This is a genomic window from Maribacter halichondriae (assembly GCF_027474825.1).
In the GTDB taxonomy this organism is placed as follows: Bacteria; Bacteroidota; Bacteroidia; order Flavobacteriales; family Flavobacteriaceae; genus Meishania; species Meishania halichondriae.
Map to the genome: position 1 here is coordinate 1115491 of NZ_CP107030.1, position 20164 is coordinate 1135654.

At 41.4% G+C, this 20164-nt stretch carries 17 protein-coding genes, 1 tRNA gene and 1 pseudogene; 5 read left to right on the forward strand and 14 right to left on the reverse strand.

All coding sequences use genetic code 11. The annotated features are described in order from the left end of the window. Positions 1-196: 196 nt before the first annotated feature. From upp to N8A86_RS05185, 5 genes and pseudogenes are all read right to left on the reverse strand, one after another. Positions 197-849 (reverse strand): annotated as a pseudogene (gene upp, locus N8A86_RS05165) (uracil phosphoribosyltransferase). A gap of 281 nt (positions 850-1130) precedes the next feature. Beyond that, a complete protein-coding gene (locus N8A86_RS05170; RefSeq protein WP_273568090.1) occupies positions 1131-1412 on the reverse strand; it encodes a helix-turn-helix domain-containing protein in 282 nt (93 codons plus the stop codon). 304 nt (positions 1413-1716) lie between these two features. Then, complete coding sequence (locus N8A86_RS05175) at positions 1717-3270, reverse strand: Fic family protein (RefSeq protein ID WP_273568091.1); 1554 nt, start codon at positions 3268-3270, stop codon at positions 1717-1719. A gap of 228 nt (positions 3271-3498) precedes the next feature. Then, on the reverse strand, positions 3499-4842 hold the full coding sequence (locus N8A86_RS05180; RefSeq protein WP_273568092.1) for a site-specific integrase: 1344 nt from the start codon (positions 4840-4842) through the stop codon (positions 3499-3501). Positions 4843-5148: 306 nt separating this feature from the next. Continuing rightward, entirely contained in the window at positions 5149-5346 is a 198-nt protein-coding gene (locus tag N8A86_RS05185; RefSeq protein ID WP_273568093.1) for a hypothetical protein, read from the reverse strand. 316 nt (positions 5347-5662) lie between these two features. Here N8A86_RS05185 and N8A86_RS05190 point away from each other — a divergent pair, with 316 nt between their 5' ends. From N8A86_RS05190 to cls, 4 genes are all read left to right on the forward strand, one after another. Then, positions 5663-7039, forward strand: a complete 1377-nt coding sequence (locus N8A86_RS05190; RefSeq protein ID WP_273568094.1) for a methylmalonyl-CoA mutase subunit beta — start codon at positions 5663-5665, stop codon at positions 7037-7039. Continuing rightward, the gene (gene scpA / locus N8A86_RS05195) at positions 7032-9194 is read left to right on the forward strand and encodes a methylmalonyl-CoA mutase (RefSeq protein ID WP_273568095.1); all 2163 of its coding nucleotides are present in this window, start codon (positions 7032-7034) and stop codon (positions 9192-9194) included. The genes N8A86_RS05190 and scpA overlap by 8 nt, the downstream gene beginning before the upstream one ends. 105 nt (positions 9195-9299) lie before the next feature. Next, positions 9300-9373, forward strand: a tRNA-Arg gene (locus N8A86_RS05200). Positions 9374-9542: 169 nt separating this feature from the next. After that, positions 9543-10964 (forward strand): cardiolipin synthase, encoded by a 1422-nt coding sequence (gene cls / locus N8A86_RS05205; RefSeq protein ID WP_273568096.1) that lies wholly within the window; start codon positions 9543-9545, stop codon positions 10962-10964. Between the two features lie 22 nt (positions 10965-10986). Here the strand turns inward: cls and N8A86_RS05210 are convergent, their stop codons facing one another. The 8 genes from N8A86_RS05210 to N8A86_RS05245 form a co-directional block, all read right to left on the reverse strand. Next, positions 10987-12348: a c-type cytochrome domain-containing protein gene (locus N8A86_RS05210; protein WP_273568097.1), complete on the reverse strand. Its 1362-nt coding sequence runs from the start codon at positions 12346-12348 to the stop codon at positions 10987-10989. A gap of 74 nt (positions 12349-12422) precedes the next feature. Beyond that, positions 12423-13883: a DUF1501 domain-containing protein gene (locus N8A86_RS05215; protein ID WP_273569027.1), complete on the reverse strand. Its 1461-nt coding sequence runs from the start codon at positions 13881-13883 to the stop codon at positions 12423-12425. Between the two features lie 4 nt (positions 13884-13887). Then, positions 13888-14967 (reverse strand): DUF1553 domain-containing protein, encoded by a 1080-nt coding sequence (locus N8A86_RS05220; RefSeq protein ID WP_337251799.1) that lies wholly within the window; start codon positions 14965-14967, stop codon positions 13888-13890. Next, positions 14958-15737, reverse strand: a complete 780-nt coding sequence (locus N8A86_RS05225) for a DUF1549 domain-containing protein (RefSeq protein WP_273568098.1) — start codon at positions 15735-15737, stop codon at positions 14958-14960. The genes N8A86_RS05220 and N8A86_RS05225 overlap by 10 nt, the downstream gene beginning before the upstream one ends. A gap of 98 nt (positions 15738-15835) precedes the next feature. Beyond that, on the reverse strand, positions 15836-16228 hold the full coding sequence (locus tag N8A86_RS05230; RefSeq protein WP_273568099.1) for a c-type cytochrome domain-containing protein: 393 nt from the start codon (positions 16226-16228) through the stop codon (positions 15836-15838). Between the two features lie 101 nt (positions 16229-16329). After that, positions 16330-17277: an FAD:protein FMN transferase gene (locus N8A86_RS05235; RefSeq protein ID WP_273568100.1), complete on the reverse strand. Its 948-nt coding sequence runs from the start codon at positions 17275-17277 to the stop codon at positions 16330-16332. A gap of 67 nt (positions 17278-17344) precedes the next feature. Further along, complete coding sequence (locus N8A86_RS05240; RefSeq protein WP_273568101.1) at positions 17345-17878, reverse strand: YceI family protein; 534 nt, start codon at positions 17876-17878, stop codon at positions 17345-17347. 153 nt (positions 17879-18031) lie between these two features. Next, positions 18032-18955, reverse strand: coding sequence for a formylglycine-generating enzyme family protein (locus N8A86_RS05245; RefSeq protein WP_273568102.1), 924 nt, complete (start codon positions 18953-18955; stop codon positions 18032-18034). A gap of 283 nt (positions 18956-19238) precedes the next feature. Here N8A86_RS05245 and N8A86_RS05250 point away from each other — a divergent pair, with 283 nt between their 5' ends. Beyond that, positions 19239-19919 carry a head GIN domain-containing protein gene (locus N8A86_RS05250; RefSeq protein ID WP_273568103.1) on the forward strand — a complete coding sequence of 227 codons (681 nt, stop codon included), beginning with the start codon at positions 19239-19241 and terminating at the stop codon, positions 19917-19919. 6 nt (positions 19920-19925) lie between these two features. On the opposite strand, the gene N8A86_RS05255 is transcribed toward N8A86_RS05250, so the two are convergent. Next, the gene (locus N8A86_RS05255) at positions 19926-20108 is read right to left on the reverse strand and encodes a CPXCG motif-containing cysteine-rich protein (protein ID WP_273568104.1); all 183 of its coding nucleotides are present in this window, start codon (positions 20106-20108) and stop codon (positions 19926-19928) included. Positions 20109-20164: the final 56 nt, after the last annotated feature.

Sequence of the window (20164 nt, forward strand, 5' to 3'; positions counted from 1 at the left end):
TTTTTACTGTTATGAAGATAAATGGGAAAATCTTTTTGGGAAATGACCTGCATCAGTATCGTATTGGCATACGGAAGAAGTTTTACTACAACTTGCAGGATAACTCTAATGATATATTGACTTTACCGGTCTTTATTCATGGTTCTAAATAATTAGTATCCAGAAGAGAGTCAAAAGAAGGTAAAATTTGATCTGACTACAACTTCTCCCCAAAAGCCAGATCACCGGCATCGCCAATTCCGGGAAGAATATAGCCCTTACTGTTCAGTTCCGTGTCAATAGCGGCAATCCATAAATGTGTGTTTTTTGGAAAAACATTTTTCACATGCTCGATACCGCTCTTAGAACCGATGACCGACATGATATGTATTTGGTTTGGCGTACCATGCTCTTTTAGTGCCTTCAGCACGTTTTCGAGCGTTTTTCCGGTCGCTAACATGGGGTCTGTCAACACCAAGGTTTTGCCCTCCAAAGAAGGAGCGGCAAAATATTTCACAATAACTTCAAAGGCATCTTCATCGCCGCGATGATGTCGATAGGCTGAAATAAAGGCGTTTTCTGCACCGTCAAAATAATTCAACATTCCCTGGTGTAAGGGAAGTTCGGCACGTAAAACGGAACATAGTACCATTTGTCATTGAGCAACGACATTTCTTTAGTACCGAAAGGTGTTTGTACCACTTTGCTTTGATAATTCAGAGATTTACTCATTTCGTAGCTCAAGATTTCACCGATACGCCCGATATTCCGGCGAAACCGCATAGCGTCTTTTTGGATATTGGCATCCCTGATTTCAGAAATGAACTGATTTAAAAGCGAATTTCCTTCGCCAAAGTGGTGGATGGTCATTTGAAAATGATTTGTATTATAGATAGCATTAAACAAGGTATTGGAATTTCTATAAAAAATCCGCTTAAAAGTAAAAATCCGGTATTCAAAAATGAATGACATTAATCATCAATAAAAAAGCCGACTCCAAAAAGTCGACTTTTCCTTTGTACAGGCGGAGAGACTCGAACTCTCACACCTTGGGCGCTAGACCCTAAGATTTAGGGTTTATTCTTTAGTGTAATATCACTGGGAAAGGATATGGTCTTAGGTTCTCGCGTTTTTGTTATGATGAGAAGAAATTAATAATCGGTAAAAGGTTCTTTGGCATGCGCCTCAAGATATTCGTTAATAGAATCGCGGTCGTAAAGAATGTGCTTCCTTTGGGGCTGCGAATACCTTATTTGGCCTTCATCACGCATTTTTTGAAGGGTGGTATCCGATTTTATTCGCAATAACCGCTTGGCCTCTTTTTTGTCGATCCATTTATCGGAAGTATTCATGTCCATTTGGGATTGGACATACTTGAACATCCTATCCAATAGGTTATCAAAAGCTTTTTCTTCGATGCAGATAACGTTCATAGATGTCAATATAGCAAATGATTTCTAGTCTTTCCAAATCTGAAAACACATGATAATAGATGAAAAGAAGATTGCACGATAATCGCGCTTAGCAATGAAAATTGTAAATAAATAGTGAACTATTGTGATCTTAGTACTAGTCTTGCATTAGGTATCACAAAATGTGATACCTCAAAACATAGTGGTTTTGTCCATTGCCGAAAGAACACCTATGTGTTTTCAAAATCGACCAATTATTGGGAGATGAAATAGTTCCGCTTGAGACTTGACCGGAATGGCATTTTAGTTTCTTAGACAAATACGCTTATACTAATTTCTTTGCTATCGGCTTTCCCTGTAAGCCAGCATCTACGAGGTAGGCCATAAATTTGGTGAAAGGTTCGATATCATTTTCAACACTCGCACTTTCAAGGGAGTTCATGTAGGTATCTCTTTCTTCTATTGGGATTACTGTCCAAGGATACCCTCCGGATACGAGCATCGTATTCAACAAGAAACGCCCCATGCGACCATTACCATCCATATAGGGATGTATGTACACAAAGAAAAAGTGACCCAATACCGCACGTACGCTAGCTTCTTTTTCAGATGCCAGCAACTCAAAGAGTAAGGGCATTACATCCCGTACACCGTGCACATTGATCGGGGTATGTTTAGACCGGCCAATATAGACCTGAGCATTTCGGTACCCTGCTAAATCCGAAGGTTTTAACATTCCCGTGGTAATGCTTGGGCCAAATAATTCCCTATACCAATCGCCGTGGTCTTCATCTGTGACCTTCCCTGGATTCTCTCCTTCGAAAATTCGCTGAATACTTTTCTTGACCGCGTTGAATGCCAACCAGTACCCCCTAGCGGCCATGGCATCTTTTTGTTTCAAGTCCGCTTCATTATCTTCCGGATTCCATTTTCCACTTCGAACGCGCTCTATCAGTTCCGGAGTTACCTTATATTTTTCAATGGATAACGAATGATAGGCATCGGTTACATAGATTTCATCGATTTTTTCCATGTACGATTTCAAGTCCTTCGGAATGCCCGGAGCTTTCGGAAAGGCTGCAATTACAACTTCCCTCATTTCTTGCCACATCAATTTTATTCTATTTACATACGGAGATCGTTCTCTTGGGTCCAATTTTATCGGAGACGGTTCTTTGAACGGATCCGTTTCCCTGACATCATATCCGGCAGCTGTCATTGTTTTTGAAATCTCGTCTGCAATTTTATCTTGTCCCAGATTTCGATACGCGCCGACCAGTCTTCCTGCAATAGTGGAGTGTCCTCCTTCCAGTAAAATTGGTAACAGTTCGGATGCGTCACGTATCATCATAAGTGCGGTTCTTGAATCAATGGATTGTTTCGTGAATATTGACGGAGTACTATGCACTATGGAAGAAGCCAGACTAACAATTCGTATTCCGTTACGGGTTTCAATTTCAGCTACATCTGGCAAGGGCGATTTCATAACGAATATCGAAGTGCCGAACAATAAATTTGTAACTGAATTGTTGCCTTTCGTAGACCTTATAATCAATTGCCCCGGCACAACATTGTTTCCGGCATGGAACATCAAGGATTGCTCCGCTGAAATACAGTAATCCTCTCCGTAACGATCTTGTAAATATCTTGCGGAAAAGTCCCAGAAAGAGGTAAACCAAGAAGTACTGTCGCCTTGTTGTTCGTCATGCGGTGTGCCGATGTACCATCCTTTAACTACTTCCTTTATAAATCCGTTTTTAATCAATCTTTCTTTATGTACCCTAGACAGATTATCAGCCTTTATAGCAACGAGGCCGGAATCTTGAAGTGCTTTGAGTCTTTCCAATGATTCCGCTAACTTTTCTCCAGGTGTCGCCATTTTTTTAATTTATCTTTAGAAATATAATATTCCCCAATTTTAAAGTGCGGTCTACTTCGGATACCGTACATCATTTATTAATCGATGCTGTGCTTATATTATTACTAAAAGCTGTGCATTAATTATTAATTAGTGCTGTGTTAAAATTATTAATTAGTGCTAATTTAGGAAATATTAATAACCCAACCTGTAAATCTCCCTTATTTTTATAAAATTTCAGTAACCTTTTTAAGAATTCAAAACAGCATCTAATGCATCATCGGCATCTTTATGGATAAAATTTGCCTGATACATGATTGTTGTCTTTAAATCACTGTGGCGATAGAGTTTTTGAAGCATTAAGGGAGAAATGGCATCCCCTGCTATATTGCCAAAGGAATGGCGGGCAATATGGTTGGATAAGTTTTTGGTAATCCCACTTTTTTCGGCCAGTTGCTTAAGGTATTTGTTAAGTACGGCGATTCCATTGCGAGTCTTTACAAATATGTCCCGCTTGCTATTGGGATTTGCTTTTTTCAAATAGGGAAAAATATAATCATCCTGTGACTGGCGGGACGGTCGATAACAAGCTAATATCCCTTCTGCCTGCTCTGGAATTTTCAGGCTCAATGGCTTTTCATTCTTGTTCATGGTATAATAAAGACGGCCATCCATCAAATCTGACCATTTCATTTGCAGCACATCTGATATACGGATTCCTGCAAAATAGAAAGAGAACAGCCATACATTTCGGGTATGCCATACCGGGCTGTCTTCCTCCAATTCCACATTTTCAATGCGTTCAATCTCTTCCCTCGTTAAACCGATTTTTTGTGTTGGTTTTATTCGTATGCGCTCTTTTTCTCCCGCAAAAGGATAGTGTTTGGCTTCAACGATACCTTCCTTTATGGCCGCATTGAACAGCGTGCGAATATAAATGAGGTGATTGGTAACGGTTCTGGTCTTATGTTCCAAATAAGAGATGCAGAACACCTTGAAATTGCTCAAAAAGGCTTCGTTAATATCTTCAAAGTAAAGTGAGGTTTCTTTATCAAATTCGCTCTTTACATGGTCCAAGAAATTATATCCAAACTTTCGGGACTGCCCTACTCGATTTCTTCGTCGCTCCTTAATTCCGTCGATGACTTGTTGCCGTTCCTCAAATCGGTTCCACTTCAAAAACTCACGGACGTTAAACAACATGGAAAGCTCCCCCTTACAAGTGGAAAATTTGCCTGACTGAAATCTGCTCATGACCCTCTCGGCCCCAAATTGGAAGAAGGAAACTGTTCGGCCTTTATGCTTTGCCTTATTCTTAATTTGTTTACTGGAAATGAATTCTTTTGAGCCTTCGGCTTCCAGAGCGATACTATCGACCTCGGTCAACTTTTTTAACAGAAAATTGTTCAGCCTTGCAGAATTAGGGTGAGATTTTTTAACCTTACTCAAATTTTTGTCCCAATCCTTCTCCAAAATATATTTGCCGGTGAAAATATATCTAGTTTTTCTATTTTGAGTAATTCGAATGGCCAATGGAAAAGTGCCGTCCTTTTTTTTATCATGTTTCCAAAGTACTATCTTTATCGAGGCCATTTCGCTAAAATATTTCCTCTAAATATACGGCAACCTACACATTTTACCTAAAACATACCTAAAACATTTTGGGGTTTTTTATGGTTTTACCTGTTTTAACATAAAATATAAGTATTTGATTATCAATTATATCAATACATATGAAACCATATAAAACCAGTATTATTGCGACTCATAACCCGAAGGTCGCTGGTTCGAGTCCAGTCCCCGCTACTACTAAAAAACCTTCCAGAAAACTGGAAGGTTTTTTCTTTTATGAAAACAATGGTAGAGGATTTTTGATAGCGGCATTAAAAATCTATTTCACTATTTCATCAATTCGGTCAGGCCATCTAAATGGAAGGCCAAGCCACAGGCTACTATTGTACTAACCAAATAGCACATAAAAAAGTAAATCGCCCTACCCTGAAAGCACCTATTTTCCACTATTTTCTTTTCGAGATTTTCCCTTTCTTTCCAACTGCTTACCGGAATCTGAGAGAAGCCCAAATATAGCAGTGACATTAACCAAAAAGATTGGCCAATTACGAATAATAAGAATACAAGACTTGAAAATATCGGAAAGAAATAAAATACGTCGACATACGTACCAAAACAAATAGTTGTAAATAATTTAGAAACCGGCAGTGCAGAAATAAGAAGAGCCAAAATACCTAGATTAAATAAATACTCATTTCGAATGATTGTGCTTGTTTTTTCTGTGATTTTCATAATTTTAGTTTTAAAAGTTTTTTCTTAAACGAATTAATCAGAAGATAATACTAAGTGCTACTTTTTTTAACCAAGGATAATTGAAAAAGAAAGTTGGCTACCTTTACGTATGACTCAAAATCTGTTTGACGAATTTGACGAAGTCTCTTCCAAGGCTTGGAAGCAAAAAATACAGTATGAGCTAAAAGGTGCGGATTATAATGAAACGTTGGTATGGGAATCTCTCGAAGGCATTAAGATAAAACCCTTTTATCATAACGATGACCTTGATAATGTAGCGCTTCCCAAAAAAGTAGTTTCCAAGGTTTGGAAAATAGGACATGAAATCTTCGTAGGAAATCCTGAAAAGGCAAATCAAAAAGCACTCGATGTACTACAGAGAGGGGCTGAAAGTTTAATTTTCAATATTCCTTCGGAAAATATTAATATCGAAAATCTACTTTTTGGAATCGATTTAGCATCCGTTCCTTTACACTTTAACCTTCAATTTCTTTCGGAGGAATTTGCCAAGCAACTTTTGGAGTTGACCAAAATTTCCAAGACCGAAATCCATTTACATATGGATATTATCGGCAATCTAGCCCGAACCGGAAATTGGTTTTTTGATTTGAAGAAAGACCATACGATTTCAGAAGCGATCGTTTCCCAATTTGAGCCTTCAAAGGCTACTACAGTTTTGAGCATTGATGTGGCCCTTTATCAGAATGCCGGGGCGAATATCGTGCAACAATTGGCCTATGCCATGGCACACGCCAATGAATATTTGAACCATGGTTTGTTCGAGAAATTGCAAAGTCCGGTGTTTAAGGTTTCCATAGGTCCCAACTACTTTTTTGAAATCGCCAAACTTAGAGCGTTGCGCATTTTATGGCGAACACTGGCGGGGGAATATCGCATATCGAACGATTGTCATATTCTTGCCACCCCGTCAAAACGGAATAAGACCTTGTACGATTATAATGTCAACATGCTCCGCACCACATCCGAATGCATGTCCGCTATTTTAGGAGGCGCCGATACCATAAACAATCTACGATACGATGCCATCTACCATAAAGACAATGAATTTGGGGAACGGATTGCGCGAAACCAATTGTTGATCATGAAAAATGAAAGTTATTTTGACAAAGTGGGCAATCCTGCAGATGGTGCATATTATATAGAGACCTTGACATCTCAATTAGCCGAAAAGGCACTGGATCTTTTCAAAAGTATTGAAAGTGGAGGTGGTTTTTTAAAGCAATTAAAAGAACATACGATTCAGAAAAAAATAAAGGAAAGTGCCCAAAAGGAACAACTCCTATTTGACCAAAAAAAGGAAATACTAGTAGGCACCAACGCCTACCAAAATGCTGATGATGGCATGAAGGGCGCAACGGAACTCTACCCTTTTGTGAAAATCGATAAACGTAAAACCCTAATCGAGCCCATTCTTGAAAAAAGATTGGCCGAGGTATTGGAACAAGAACGGTTGAGCGATGAGTAGAAAGGATTTACAGCATATTTCCATAAAGAATTCAGAATTCAGGATTCAGAATCCAGAATTGGAGTCCGGTTCCTTTGAAACCGCCGAGGGTATTGCACTAAAAAAAATATTTGGTCAAAATGATATCGAGAAATTAGAACACCTCAACTTTGTGGCAGGTTTTCCTCCCTTTCTCAGAGGGCCATACTCAACCATGTACGTTCGCCGACCTTGGACGATACGGCAATATGCCGGATTTTCTACCGCTGAAGAAAGCAACGCTTTTTACAGAAGAAATCTGGCCGCAGGTCAAAAAGGGCTTTCTGTGGCCTTTGATCTACCCACACACCGAGGTTACGACAGCGACCATGAGCGCGTCACCGGTGATGTGGGAAAAGCCGGGGTAGCCATTGATTCGGTCGAGGATATGAAAATTCTTTTTGAGGGAATTCCTCTGGATGAAATGTCCGTTTCCATGACCATGAACGGAGCCGTTTTGCCCATTATGGCCTTCTATATCGTCGCGGCCGAAGAGCAAGGTGTACCGCCGGAGAAATTGGCCGGAACCATACAGAACGATATTTTAAAGGAATTTATGGTGCGTAACACCTATATATATCCGCCCGGACCATCCATGCAAATCGTTTCCGATATTTTCGAGTATACCAGTAAAAATATGCCCAAATTCAATAGTATCAGTATCTCGGGTTACCACATGCACGAGGCCGGCGCCACTGCGGATATCGAACTCGCCTATACGCTCGCCGATGGTCTGGAATATATTAGAACAGGACTAAAAGCAGGAATGGATATTGACAGTTTTGCTCCTAGGCTATCCTTTTTTTGGGGCATAGGTATGAACCATTTTATGGAAATTGCCAAACTTCGTGCGGGAAGGATGTTATGGGCCAAATTGGTCAAACAGTTCGACCCTAAGAACGAAAAATCGTTGATGCTGCGAACCCATTCCCAGACCAGTGGGTGGAGCCTTACCGAACAAGACCCTTTCAACAATGTGGCCAGAACTACGATCGAGGCCATGTCGGCCGTTTTCGGGGGTACCCAAAGCCTTCATACAAATGCTTTGGATGAAGCTATCGCACTACCTACTGACTTTTCGGCCCGAATCGCTAGAAACACACAGCTTTTCTTACAGCATGAAATTAAAGTCACCAAAACCGTAGACCCATGGGCCGGAAGTTTTTATGTAGATCGTCTTACCCATGAACTGGCCCAAAAGGCGTGGAAGCTTATCGAAGAGGTCGAGACGCTCGGTGGTATGACAAAGGCCATAGAGGCAGGCATTCCCAAAATGCGCATTGAAGAAGCCGCAGCAAAAAAACAAGCGCGAATCGACAGTGGTCGAGATGTCATCGTCGGCGTTAATAAATTTCAATTGGAAGAAGAAGATGCCTTACAAATCTTGGAGGTCGATAACCAAGAAGTGCGACGGCAACAAATAAAACGTCTGGAAACGGTACGAAATAAACGTAATCAACGTAGTTCGGAAAACGCTCTACAGCAATTAGAAGCTGCAGCGATGCAAAAAGTGAAATCCAACCAAAACGAAACGGATCCAACTAAAAATTTACTAGCTTTAGCCGTAAAGGCGGCTCGCGAAAGGGCAACGTTAGGGGAAATCAGTAAAGCTTTGGAAAATGCCTTCGGAAGGCATACAGCAAACATTCAATCTATTTCAGGGGTGTACTCAAAAGAAATAAAGAACGACAAAAGTTTTAAAAAAGCTAGACAATTAGCGGATCAATTTGCCGAACAAGATGGTCGTAGACCTCGCATTATGATCGCTAAAATGGGACAAGATGGTCACGACCGCGGAGCCAAGGTTGTAGCAACCGGGTACGCCGACCTAGGTTTTGACGTCGATATTGGCCCCTTGTTTCAAACTCCCGCCGAAGCGGCAAAACAGGCTGTTGAAAACGATGTTCATATACTCGGTGTTTCCTCACTTGCCGGCGGACATAAAACCCTAGTGCCGGAAGTTATCAAAGAACTTAAAAAATATGGAAGGGAAGACATCATGGTCATTGTTGGTGGTGTGATTCCCAAGCAAGATTACAAATTCTTGTTCGACAATGGTACGGCCGCAATATTCGGACCTGGCTCCAAAATTCCGGATGCCGCCATCCAGATATTGGAAATTCTTATGGATGACTGATGTATTCCAAAGGATTGAAATGAATCAAATGCTTCCACAATTTCATAGTTTTTCCCCTTTCGGAAACTATAATTTTTAATACATTTGCACCCACATTTAAAAAACGGTCGCGTAGCTCAGCTGGATAGAGCATCTGCCTTCTAAGCAGACGGTCACAGGTTCGAATCCTGTCGCGATCACTTAAAACGTAAAGTCCATCACTCAAAGTGTTGGATTTTTTGTTTACATAGAAGAACGCCTTATCGAACACTTTTGCCCAATCCCCTTCATTTCTACCTCTAACCATATCTTTCTTCAAATCCTTAAATCGATTGACTATATTGGTACTTGAATAAACAGCTACTGGCGATGAGCACCTTTTTATGGGTTTTATATTTAGGGGTGACGCTGTGGAGTCTTATCAGCATAATACTACACGGCAGCAGACCAACAAAGTCGTTAAGTTGGTTATTGGCGATTCTTTTGCTTCCGTTTGCCGGACCATTACTGTATTACTTATTTGGAGTGAATCGTAGAAAGTTCAAATTTTTCAGGTTACGGCAAACCGAAAAAAGAAAGCTTTATGACGAAACCTATAAAGAACTTCAAAGCCAAAAAACCAAGGTCGAATTTGAATCCATGAAGGAAAGAAAACTGGCCGAACTTATTCGCAACAATACACTATTAGCTCCTTACGATGGCAATCGGGCAACTGTTCTTAATGGTGGAAAGGAAACTTTTGAAAGTATTTTCGAGGCTTTGGAGAAAGTCGAAAAATTCATCCATTTACAATATTATATTTTTTCGGAAGGAGAATTAACTGCACGGTTTCGTGAAATATTCAAGCGCAAACTGGCAGAAGGAGTTGAAGTACGGCTTATCTATGATTCATTCGGTAGTTTTTCGTTTCGTGGAAAAACTATTAAACGCTTTAAGGATATAGGCGTGAAAGCCTTTCCCATGATGCCTATTCGTTTCGGCAATCTTTTGTTCACGCTGAATTATCGAAATCACAGAAAAATTTTGATCATCGACGGAAAAGTTGGTTTTACGGGCGGGGTAAATGTTTCCGACAAATACATCAAGCCTATTTCAGACCTTGGGGTTTGGGAGGACCTTCATGTGAAATTGGAAGGCCCCGTAGTCAATAGTTTACATCGAATCTTTATAAAAGATTATCATTTCGCCAGTAAAGAAGAACTTTTATTGACCGAAAAGTACATTCCACAAATAAATCCGGCAGGAAACCATAAAGTACAAATTGTAGCAGCCGGTCCCGATTCAAAACAGCCGGCCATCATGCAGCAATATATCAGTATGATAGGTTTGGCAGAAAAAAGAATCTGCATCGCCAACCCCTATTTTATTCCTGGCACCGCGGTACTCCAGGCCATAAAGATTGCCGCATTAAGTGGTACCGAAGTTCGACTTATAATTCCTGAAAAATCGGATTCCCGTATGGCCAAATTCAGTATGTTCTCACGCCTAGAACCTCTTCTAGAAGTAGGTGTGAAGATTTATTTGCGGCCTGATTTTTCGCATAGTAAAATGATATTGATCGATGGTGAGATTGCCTCCATTGGTTCCGGTAATTTCGATTATCGAAGCTTTGAGCATAACTTTGAGACCAATGCGCTCTTGTATGACATCGGTTTAACAAAACAGATCCAAGAAGAATTCGATAAGGTCCGCGAAACTTGTAAGTGTTTGGATTATGAGTCGTTCAAGAACCGCTCGGTCGGGCAAAAGTTAATGGAAGGGTTGGCCAAATTTTTTAGTCCGCTATTGTGACACCAAATTTCTAATGGGTTTTCTATTGTTCTTCAACCAAAGAATCAGATTTTATAAAAAATTCTTTTACTTCATCATCAATCCCATCATCTACTATCAGATTGGTTCTGGTCGATTTCAAATCATCCAAAACGTTTTGTGAAGTATTGGTTTTCCACAGATAAAGACTTTTTAGGCTTTGAAGCTCTTTGAGCACCCCAACACCCTTGTCCCCTATTTTCGTGTCGTATACCTTTAACAGTCTCAGTTTTGAAAGGTTCTTCAAGGTATCAATCTCTACATCCGTAATTGGTGTGCGATCCAATTCCAACCATTCAAGATTGGTGCATTGGGCCACCAAACCCATTTCTTGAGGCCCCAATGGCAAACCGCTCAAATCCAATTCTACAATGTTCTGTGCTACACGTTTCAAATTCAGAATATATTGCGGATCATATTCCGGAGGAAGAAAAGCAGCCGCGCTTAAAGCATCTGAATTAATGGCAATCCGGTTAATGGTCAAATAGTCCGATGCCAAATTCTGTAGCGTACTATCTGCCACTTTCGGTAAATTCTTCCATTTCTCCATGGGATCCGGCTCCATGAGCCCTTTCACCAAAGCGACCAAAGGTTCACTATCTTCCAATTGATTTAATCGCAACGTATCGGAGGCCCCCAAGGCTATCCATCGTTCCAAGATTTTGATTTCGCGTTCGTCCAACGGCTTTTTTCCTTCGGGCGGCATATGTTCTTCGTCTTCCAAAGGGAGGTGTAGTCTTCGTATCAGTTCACTATTCTCAGCATCACTGGGAATGATGGTATTGCCGACTTCACCTCCCTTTAATAGGTTATCCAAACTTGTCATCAAAAGCTGCCCCTTTTGTTTATTAGCATTGTGACATGATACACAATTATTTTCCAAGATTCGGTCTACCACGTGGGCATATATCAATGGGTTTTCAGGTATTTTCTCTTCTTTTTTATTTACAGGAAGTGCCAAAAAATCTTCGCCATGGGTCACCATACCCCCATAATGGCCCGTAAATAGTATGAGCACCAGCAAAACGATTTGAAGTATTTTAGAATAGATGGGCTTTTTAAGTTGCAGGCCTTCCAACCCATACCAAAGTGCGGCAAATAGTGCCAAACCTCCTCCTAACCATTGATGCCAAAAAAGTAGATTGCCCTTGGTCTCAGATTCCCTTCCAAGAAAAAATCCAGAAATAGCGGTAATTAAAGCTGTGAGAACTGCTAAGGTCAATAATTTTTTAGGGACTTTCTTTCCTGTCAATCCTAAAAATATACCGATTAAAAGAAGCACGATAGGAAAATGTAATATCAGTGGATGCCAACGACCGACCCAGGCCACAAGCGCGGGCAATTCGATGTACGATTCGAAAATCAAGCAAAAAATCAGGAAGATGGAAAGGCCAAATACTGCATAGTCGGCCCATCGGTTTTTTTGGTATAGGTCATGTTTTATGCTAACAAATCCTTAATAACATTTCCTGCCACATCGGTCAATCGAAATCGGCGTCCCTGATATTTATAGGTAAGTTGTTCGTGATCTAAGCCAAGTGTATGCATTAACGTGGCGTGGAAATCGTTGATATGCACCGGATTTTCAACCACATTATATCCGAACTCGTCAGTCTGGCCATAATTGAGTCCAGGTTTGATACCGCCACCGGCCATCCAAATACTAAAAGCCCTAGGGTGATGGTCACGCCCATAATTATTGGGGTCGAACTTACCTTGACAGTAATTGCCACGACCGAATTCACCGCCCCATATGACCAAGGTGTCCTCCAACATTCCGCGTTGCTTTAAATCCATGACAAGGGCCGCGGAAGCTTGATCGACATCTTTGGCCTGGCCTTCCATTTCGTCATGTAAATTACCGTGCTGATCCCATCCTTGATGATATAACTGAATAAAGCGCACCCCGTTTTCCGCCAATCTACGGGCCTGAAGGGCATTTGCCGCATACGTGCCGGGCACTTGACAATCCTCTCCGTACAATTTAATAATCGATTCCGGTTCTTTGGAAACGTCCATCACATCGGGTACGGACATCTGCATGCGATAGGCCATTTCATACTGGGCAATCCTAGATTCGATTTCGTCATCACCGGTTTCGACATGATGCAATTTATTCAACGATGAAACCTGATCCAATAAATGTCTTTTATCGGAACGTGAAATACCTTCGGGATCGTTTAGGTAAAGTACCGGGTCTTTGCCCGATCGCAACAAAACCCCTTGATGTTTGGAATCCAAAAACCCACTCGACCATAATTTGGAGTATAGCCCTTGACTATTGCCTTTGCCCCGAGAGGTCAATACCACGAAAGAAGGCAGGTTCTTATTTTCACTTCCTAGACCATAGCTTAACCAAGATCCCATACTGGGTCTTCCGGAAATTTGACTTCCCGTTTGAAAAAATGTGATTGCCGGGTCATGGTTGATCGCCTCGGTATGCATACTTCGCACTACGGTAATCTCATCGGCAATCTTGGCAATATGTGGAAAAAAATCGCTGATCCAAGTTCTACTTTCACCGTGTTGCTGAAAACCAACTTTAGGTGGCATTAGGGGAAATTTGTCCTGGTTAGCGGTCATATTGGTCAAACGCTGCCCTTTTCTGATACTTTCCGGCAGGTCTTGACCCATACGCTCACGAAGAATAGGTTTATAGTCAAAGGTCTCGAACTGTGATGGAGCTCCCGCCTGAAACAAATAAATGACCCTTTTTGCCTTAGGCGCAAAATGGGGAATTCCTAAAGTCGGTTGTGCGATTTGCCCAGCACTATTTTTAAAAAGGTCAGGAATCAGCAATGAACCCAAGGCCAGCGAACCGATACCAACACTCAATTGCGAAAAAAAATGTCTTCGATTGACTTTTAATGGATTCTCTGATTTTATTTTATCCTCTTCCATCATCTTATTCTTTGGTTATAGTTTCATCAAGGTTATAAATCACCTGAGCGGTCAACATCAAAGCTGCTGTCTTGACCGGATCTGATTCATTTTGTAGATAGCTTCCCTGGGCAATCAATTTCTCGGCGTTCTCCTTATTTTGATTGAATTCCTCCCATGCGTTGCTGTAATACGATTCCAACAGTTCAAGTTCATCTATACTAGGGCTTCGAACCAAAATGGACTTAAATACATCGTTGACCATGTCCTTTGGGCTATCCTTTTCTGCCACAATTTGCTGCGATAAGACCCTTGCGGCCTCTAAAACCTGAACATCGTTCTGAAGGGCCAAGGCCTGTAAGGGAGTGTTTGTTTTCTGCCTTCTGACTTCACAAAAATCGCGGGTCGGGGCGTCAAAAATAGTCATACTCGCGGGTGGCAGGGTACGTTTCCAAAACGTATACAGCGAACGGCGATATAGTTTATCACCCTCATCGGGAATGTATTTCGTCAAGGTGCCACGGTTGCCTCCGGCATTGGTTTCTTCCCACAATCCTGCGGGTTGGTAAGGTTTTACGCTTGGTCCGCCTATCTCTCTATTCAAAAGGCCACTTGAAGCCAAAATATAATCCCGGATCATTTCACCACTCATTCGAAAGCGAGGTGCCCGGGCCAATAATTTATTCTCTGAGTCCGCTATTTTGAGTTCCGGGGTTAGTTCGGAACTTTGTTGATACGTTGCCGAGAGCATTATCTTTCTCAAAAGATATTTGATATCCCAATCATGTTCCATAAAATCGACCGCCAGCCAATCCAAAAGTTCGGGGTGGGTCGGTAAACTTCCTTGTACGCCAAAATCTTCGGCAGTTTCGACGAGCCCTCTGCCAAAAACCATTCCCCATATTCGATTCACAAAAACGCGTGCTGTTAAAGGATTTTTGGTGTCGGTTACCCATTTTGCCAAGCCAAGACGATTTTTGTGAAGACCATCCGGAAAATCATAGATGGATGCCGGGGTACCGGCATAAACGGTGTCGGTGGGCTGATCATACTCCCCACGGTTTAGAACAAAAGTATCACGGGGCGCCGAATCGTTCATGACCATAACCTTGACATTACTTCCTTGTTCAAGATTAACGAAAGATAAAACATCTTCGGTCTCCTTATCAGAAATCTGAATAAAAGGCGGATCCGCAAAAAACTTTTCGTTAGCAGCTTGTACGGCATCCATTTGTAGGCCCTTCTCAGCGACTTGATTGAAAAAGAAAAAATACCAAAATAGTCTTTCTGTGATATAGGATCGTACTTATGGTCGTGACAGCGGGCGCACTCCAAGGTAATTCCTAAAATTCCCTTGCCCAAAGTGTTGGTTCGATCCAACACATAATTGGTGCGATATTCTTCTTGAATAACTCCACCTTCTTGGGTAATGGGGTGGTTGCGATTAAACCCGGTCGCCAGTATTTGTTCCTTCGAGGCACCGGGCAAAAGATCTCCGGCCAATTGCCAGGTCAAAAATTCATCATACGGCAAGTTTTCATTGAACGCGTGTATCACCCAATCACGCCAGGGCCACATACTGCGATAACTATCGTCTTGATAACCATGCGAATCGGCATAACGTGCCAAATCGAGCCATGCTTGGGTCATTCGTTCGCCATAGGCAGGAGTAGAAAGAAATTCATCAATGACCTTTTCCAAAACTTTCTCAGACGGATTGGCAACCAATCTTTGGACAATTTCACGCTCTGGGGGAAGACCCGTCAAATCTAAACTGATTCTTCGAATCAAGGTTTCGGTATTAGCTTTGGGGGAAGGTTTTAGGTTATTTTCCTCCAATTTGGCAAGAACAAATCCATCAATTTCATTCTGCACCCATTCGTTATCTGCGATTACAGGCAGCTCTTTTTTCTCAGGAGCCAGAAATGCCCAATGTTTTTCAAATTTTCCTCCTTGCTCGATCCATTTTTTGATTAGTTTTTTTCATAGGAATTTAAGGCCAATTTAGAATCTGGGGGAGGCATCAGATCATCAGGGTTTTCTGAAATAATATGCTCATAAATAGCACTTTTGTTTGGTTTACCCACCACAATTGGAAACTCACCCGGACTTTCGGGCAGCTCGGAATAGGCATTCTTGGCGAGATCCAAACGAAGTCCAGCCTTGCGCTTATTGGCATCTGGGCCATGACAGGTATAGCAATTATCGGAAAGTATGGGCTTTATATGAAAATTATAGTCGACCTGATCTGGAAGTTTCATATCGACATAGGCATCTTTTGGTGAAGAAAAAGCTCCGCTTTTGAATGCGTAGAGCAACCCAATAAGGCCCACAAGAATACCAATAATTCCGATTTTCTGTTTCATTGCGATTCCATCAACTGTACCCTTTAAAGTTAATGATTTCCTATCAACCGAAAAAAGCGATTAAGGACTTAGCCCATTTGTTGTTTTTTAAAGACCATTTGTTATTGTTCCAAAGTAAAATTAGCAAAGGAACCACTGTTCCATTGTTGATATTTTTCCTCTGATCGCTCGGTCACAAAAACCTCGATATTTTCAATTTGCTCAATTTTCTCCTTTGTTTTTTGAATTCCAAGAACACTAAAGGCCGAAGCATATCCGTCGGCCAACGTTCCCGTGGGTGCAATCGTGGTTACCTGAATACCGTTTTGAAGGGCCATACCTGTATTGGGGTTGATGATATGAGAATATCGTACTCCGTTTATCTCAACGAATTGGTATAAATCGCCGGAGGTCGCGACAGCCTGATTTTTAAGTTTTAATTTCTGGAAAACCTGCTGCTCTTGCTCATCATAATAATAAAATACCAGCGTCCAATGGCTTTTTTGGGGAGGAGAATCACTAACCCGAATATCGCCGCCCATATCGATAAGCGCCGATGTAATACCGTTGGATTCAAGAATCTTCAAGGCATGATCCGCTGCAAAACCTTTGCCGATTCCACCTACATCCAACTGCATATTCTTTTCTTTCAGTCGGACGGTATTTTGCTTTGGGAAAACCAAATTTTGATATCCTACGAACTGTAGGGCATCTTTGATTTCCGGTTTTTTAGGGAGTATTTCCGTCTTCCTAGCATTTCTCCATAAGCGAATCAAAGGACCGATCGTAATATCAAAGGCTCCGTCCGTTTTTTTAGAAATCTCCATGGAAGTTTCCAGTAATGAATATAAGTCAGGGCTGACGGTAACATCTGAATCTACCTGGTCACAGAGTCTGTTGAGTTCGCTATCGGATATATAATCGCTTAAAATCGTGTTGAGCACATCAATTCTTTGAAAGACTTTTTGGGAAATTGAATCAGCCGCCACCTTATCCTGAGCATAAAACACCAAACGTATTTGTGTTCCCATTTGCTGATGCCCGTATTCAAAACGGGTCTGGGCACTCATGCGTATTGTAAGAAGGAGAAAAACAATCAAAAAGGGCTTACCCAAATTGCCTTGGACCGCACTTTGATTATTGGTCACTTTTAAAAACGAGATTAAACTTGACCGTTACATCGTCACCCACAATTATCTGTCCGAACATTGCGGTCGGCGGTTCGATATCAAAATCTTTTAAGACAATTTTCTTTTCTCCCGAGATCTTCAAAATATCCCCAGAGCTGGAAATCTTACTTTCAATATCGACATCTTTGGAATTACCCGCTATGGTCAATGTACCAGAAACTGTATCTTGACCCTTAATTTCTTTCAAAACAAAAAGTACCTTGGGGTGTTCTTCTTTTTTTAGCGCATTGTGCATCTTATTATCCATGGTAGCACCGCGTTCACTTATAATATCTGCCACGTCGACTTGAAAATCGATTTCTATTGGTGAAGTACCTTCCGTTTTTACGACGCCCTGCATCGAATTTGCAGTAACGGTCCAATCGTGGATAGTAGAGGTTCCATCGATGGTCAACTTACTATCAACAGTAAGCGCATACGTTTCTTGCGCCATTGTAGACGAAAGCCCTATCAAGAGCAACATTGTACAAACCCATTTCATTTTTTGTCCCATATTCTTAATTTTCATTTTTACAATACTTATTCATCGAGTACTTTTTGCCAAAATTTCTTTTGCTCTTCAGGACTTGGTTGTTCCACCGGACTCAACAAACGAAAGCCAACATAATTCGAATCGGTGAACCACCAAAAACTTTTAGGAATCTGGGGGTCTCTTTTTTTGCTGCTTCAAACTTGATGCCGTTCTTGCCGCGGAACGCATTTTATCGGCATCATCGTCCCATGAACCGCCCCGGTACACCCTAGGATGTATCACCGTTGGCATGGCCCAAGGATTTTTAGCTTCCAAGGTAGCGTAAGCATCTTCTTTGTATTCGTCCAGGGTCCATTCGGCCACGTTGCCATGCATATCATACAAGCCCCATTTGTTAGGTATTTTGGTACCTACTTGAGCATATTTGTTACCAGCGTTTTTATAATACACCGCATATTTATCGACCTCGTTTAGATTGTCGCCAAAAGAGTAGGCTGTTTTCGTACCGGCCCGAGCGGCATATTCCCATTCGGCCTCGGTCGGCAATCGATAAAATCGCCCCGTGAGATTGCTCAACCATTTACAAAATAACAGGGCAGAATAGGTGCTCATACTTACCGCCGGGTAGTTGTCCTTGCCCATACCATATGAAGGATCCTCATAGGGGGGACTCGGTCTTGTAATGGCGTCGATTGCCTCTAGTTTTTCAGCTTCCAAACTCTCAAAGAGTACTTTATTCTGTTTGAAGAACAGTTCGAAAACATCCCAGGTTACTTCATATTTACCCATCCAAAAGGCATCCAATTCGACCGTACGCTGAGGTCCCTCATCCGGTTTACGGTTCGCTTCCGAATCTGGACTACCCATGGAAAAACTTCCAGCCGGTATTTTGACCAAATCCATAGAAATATCGGTTTCAGGTATTTTTTCTGTATAAACCTCTACCTCTTTTTCGGTCGACTCGACCGGCGACTCTTCCGCCACGACTTGGGTAGATTTGCACGCGGTACCCAGAAAAAAGACTCCCAATGCAATACATTTCAAAATAGTATAAGTTCCCTTAAGGGGATAAATCGATTTTTTCAAGAATTCCGTTTTAAGTTAGTTTTACACGATAATCGAGATTTAAATTCCCCCTAGGCTTGTCTCGACACCAAAATTTCTTTCCTTTAAATACCACGTGGGCCTGCCCCTAGGTAGTTTACAAATCACAATTTAATCAATTTCGGCAGCTAATTAAATCAAAATCGTTTTAAACCTTAATTTTAATGAATAATGTTAAATTTGGAAAACACATCCATATCTTAAATGAATCATTACTTGTGGAACGCTTATTGGTAAGACCTTCCATAATAACAAAACACACTTTATGAAAAATACGATCTTGTTGCTCTTGGCTACCTTCACATCGCTGACGGCCGTTGCCCAAACCGGCACGAACAAACAATTGGAAAAATTCACCGAACTTAAAGTATATGACCGCATCATCGTGACCTTAGTGAAAAGTTCGGAAAATAAGATGGTCATTACTGGCGACGATAAGGACGAAGTAAATATTTCAAACAAAGACGGCTTACTCAAAATTCGAATGGAATTCGATAATTTCATGGATGGCGACGAAGCGAAAGCCACTTTATATTACACAGAGCCTCTAACGCTACTCGATACCAACGAAAATGCCAAAATCAATTCAGAGGAAACGTTTACAGGAGAGCGAGTGGAAATAAAAAGCCAAGAAGGCGGTCAAATCGATTTAAAGATCGATGTTGAGGATCTGTACGCAAGATCGGTATCGGGAGGCGAGGTCACCCTTACCGGAAATGCCAAAACGCAAGAAGTCACAGTAAATACGGGAGGCAAAATTTACAACAAAGAACTTCATACCGAAAATGCCATCGTGACCGTTAGCGCGGGAGGGCGGGCCGATGTGAAGGCCTCAGGGCAGGTCAAGGCCAAAGTGCGGGCCGGAGGATCCATCTATATTTATGGCAATCCGAAAGATGTAAAAAGCGATAAGGTTTTCGGAGGAAAAATCAAGGTGATGGATTAATTACGCCTATTGCTCTATACTTAATGCTTCAAAACATACGAGATCGTTTTCCTGAAATCGCGGAGTCACTTGAATAGGATTGCAACATACTTCACAATCTTCTATATAGGTCTGATTCGATTGGGAAGAATCCAACAGCATCGATATTTCTTCCCAACAATAGGGGCATTGAAAGAAGTGTTCGTACATGACAAGAATAAAGGGCAAAGATAAAAGAACAAAGATTGGTGTAACCGGCGACTCAC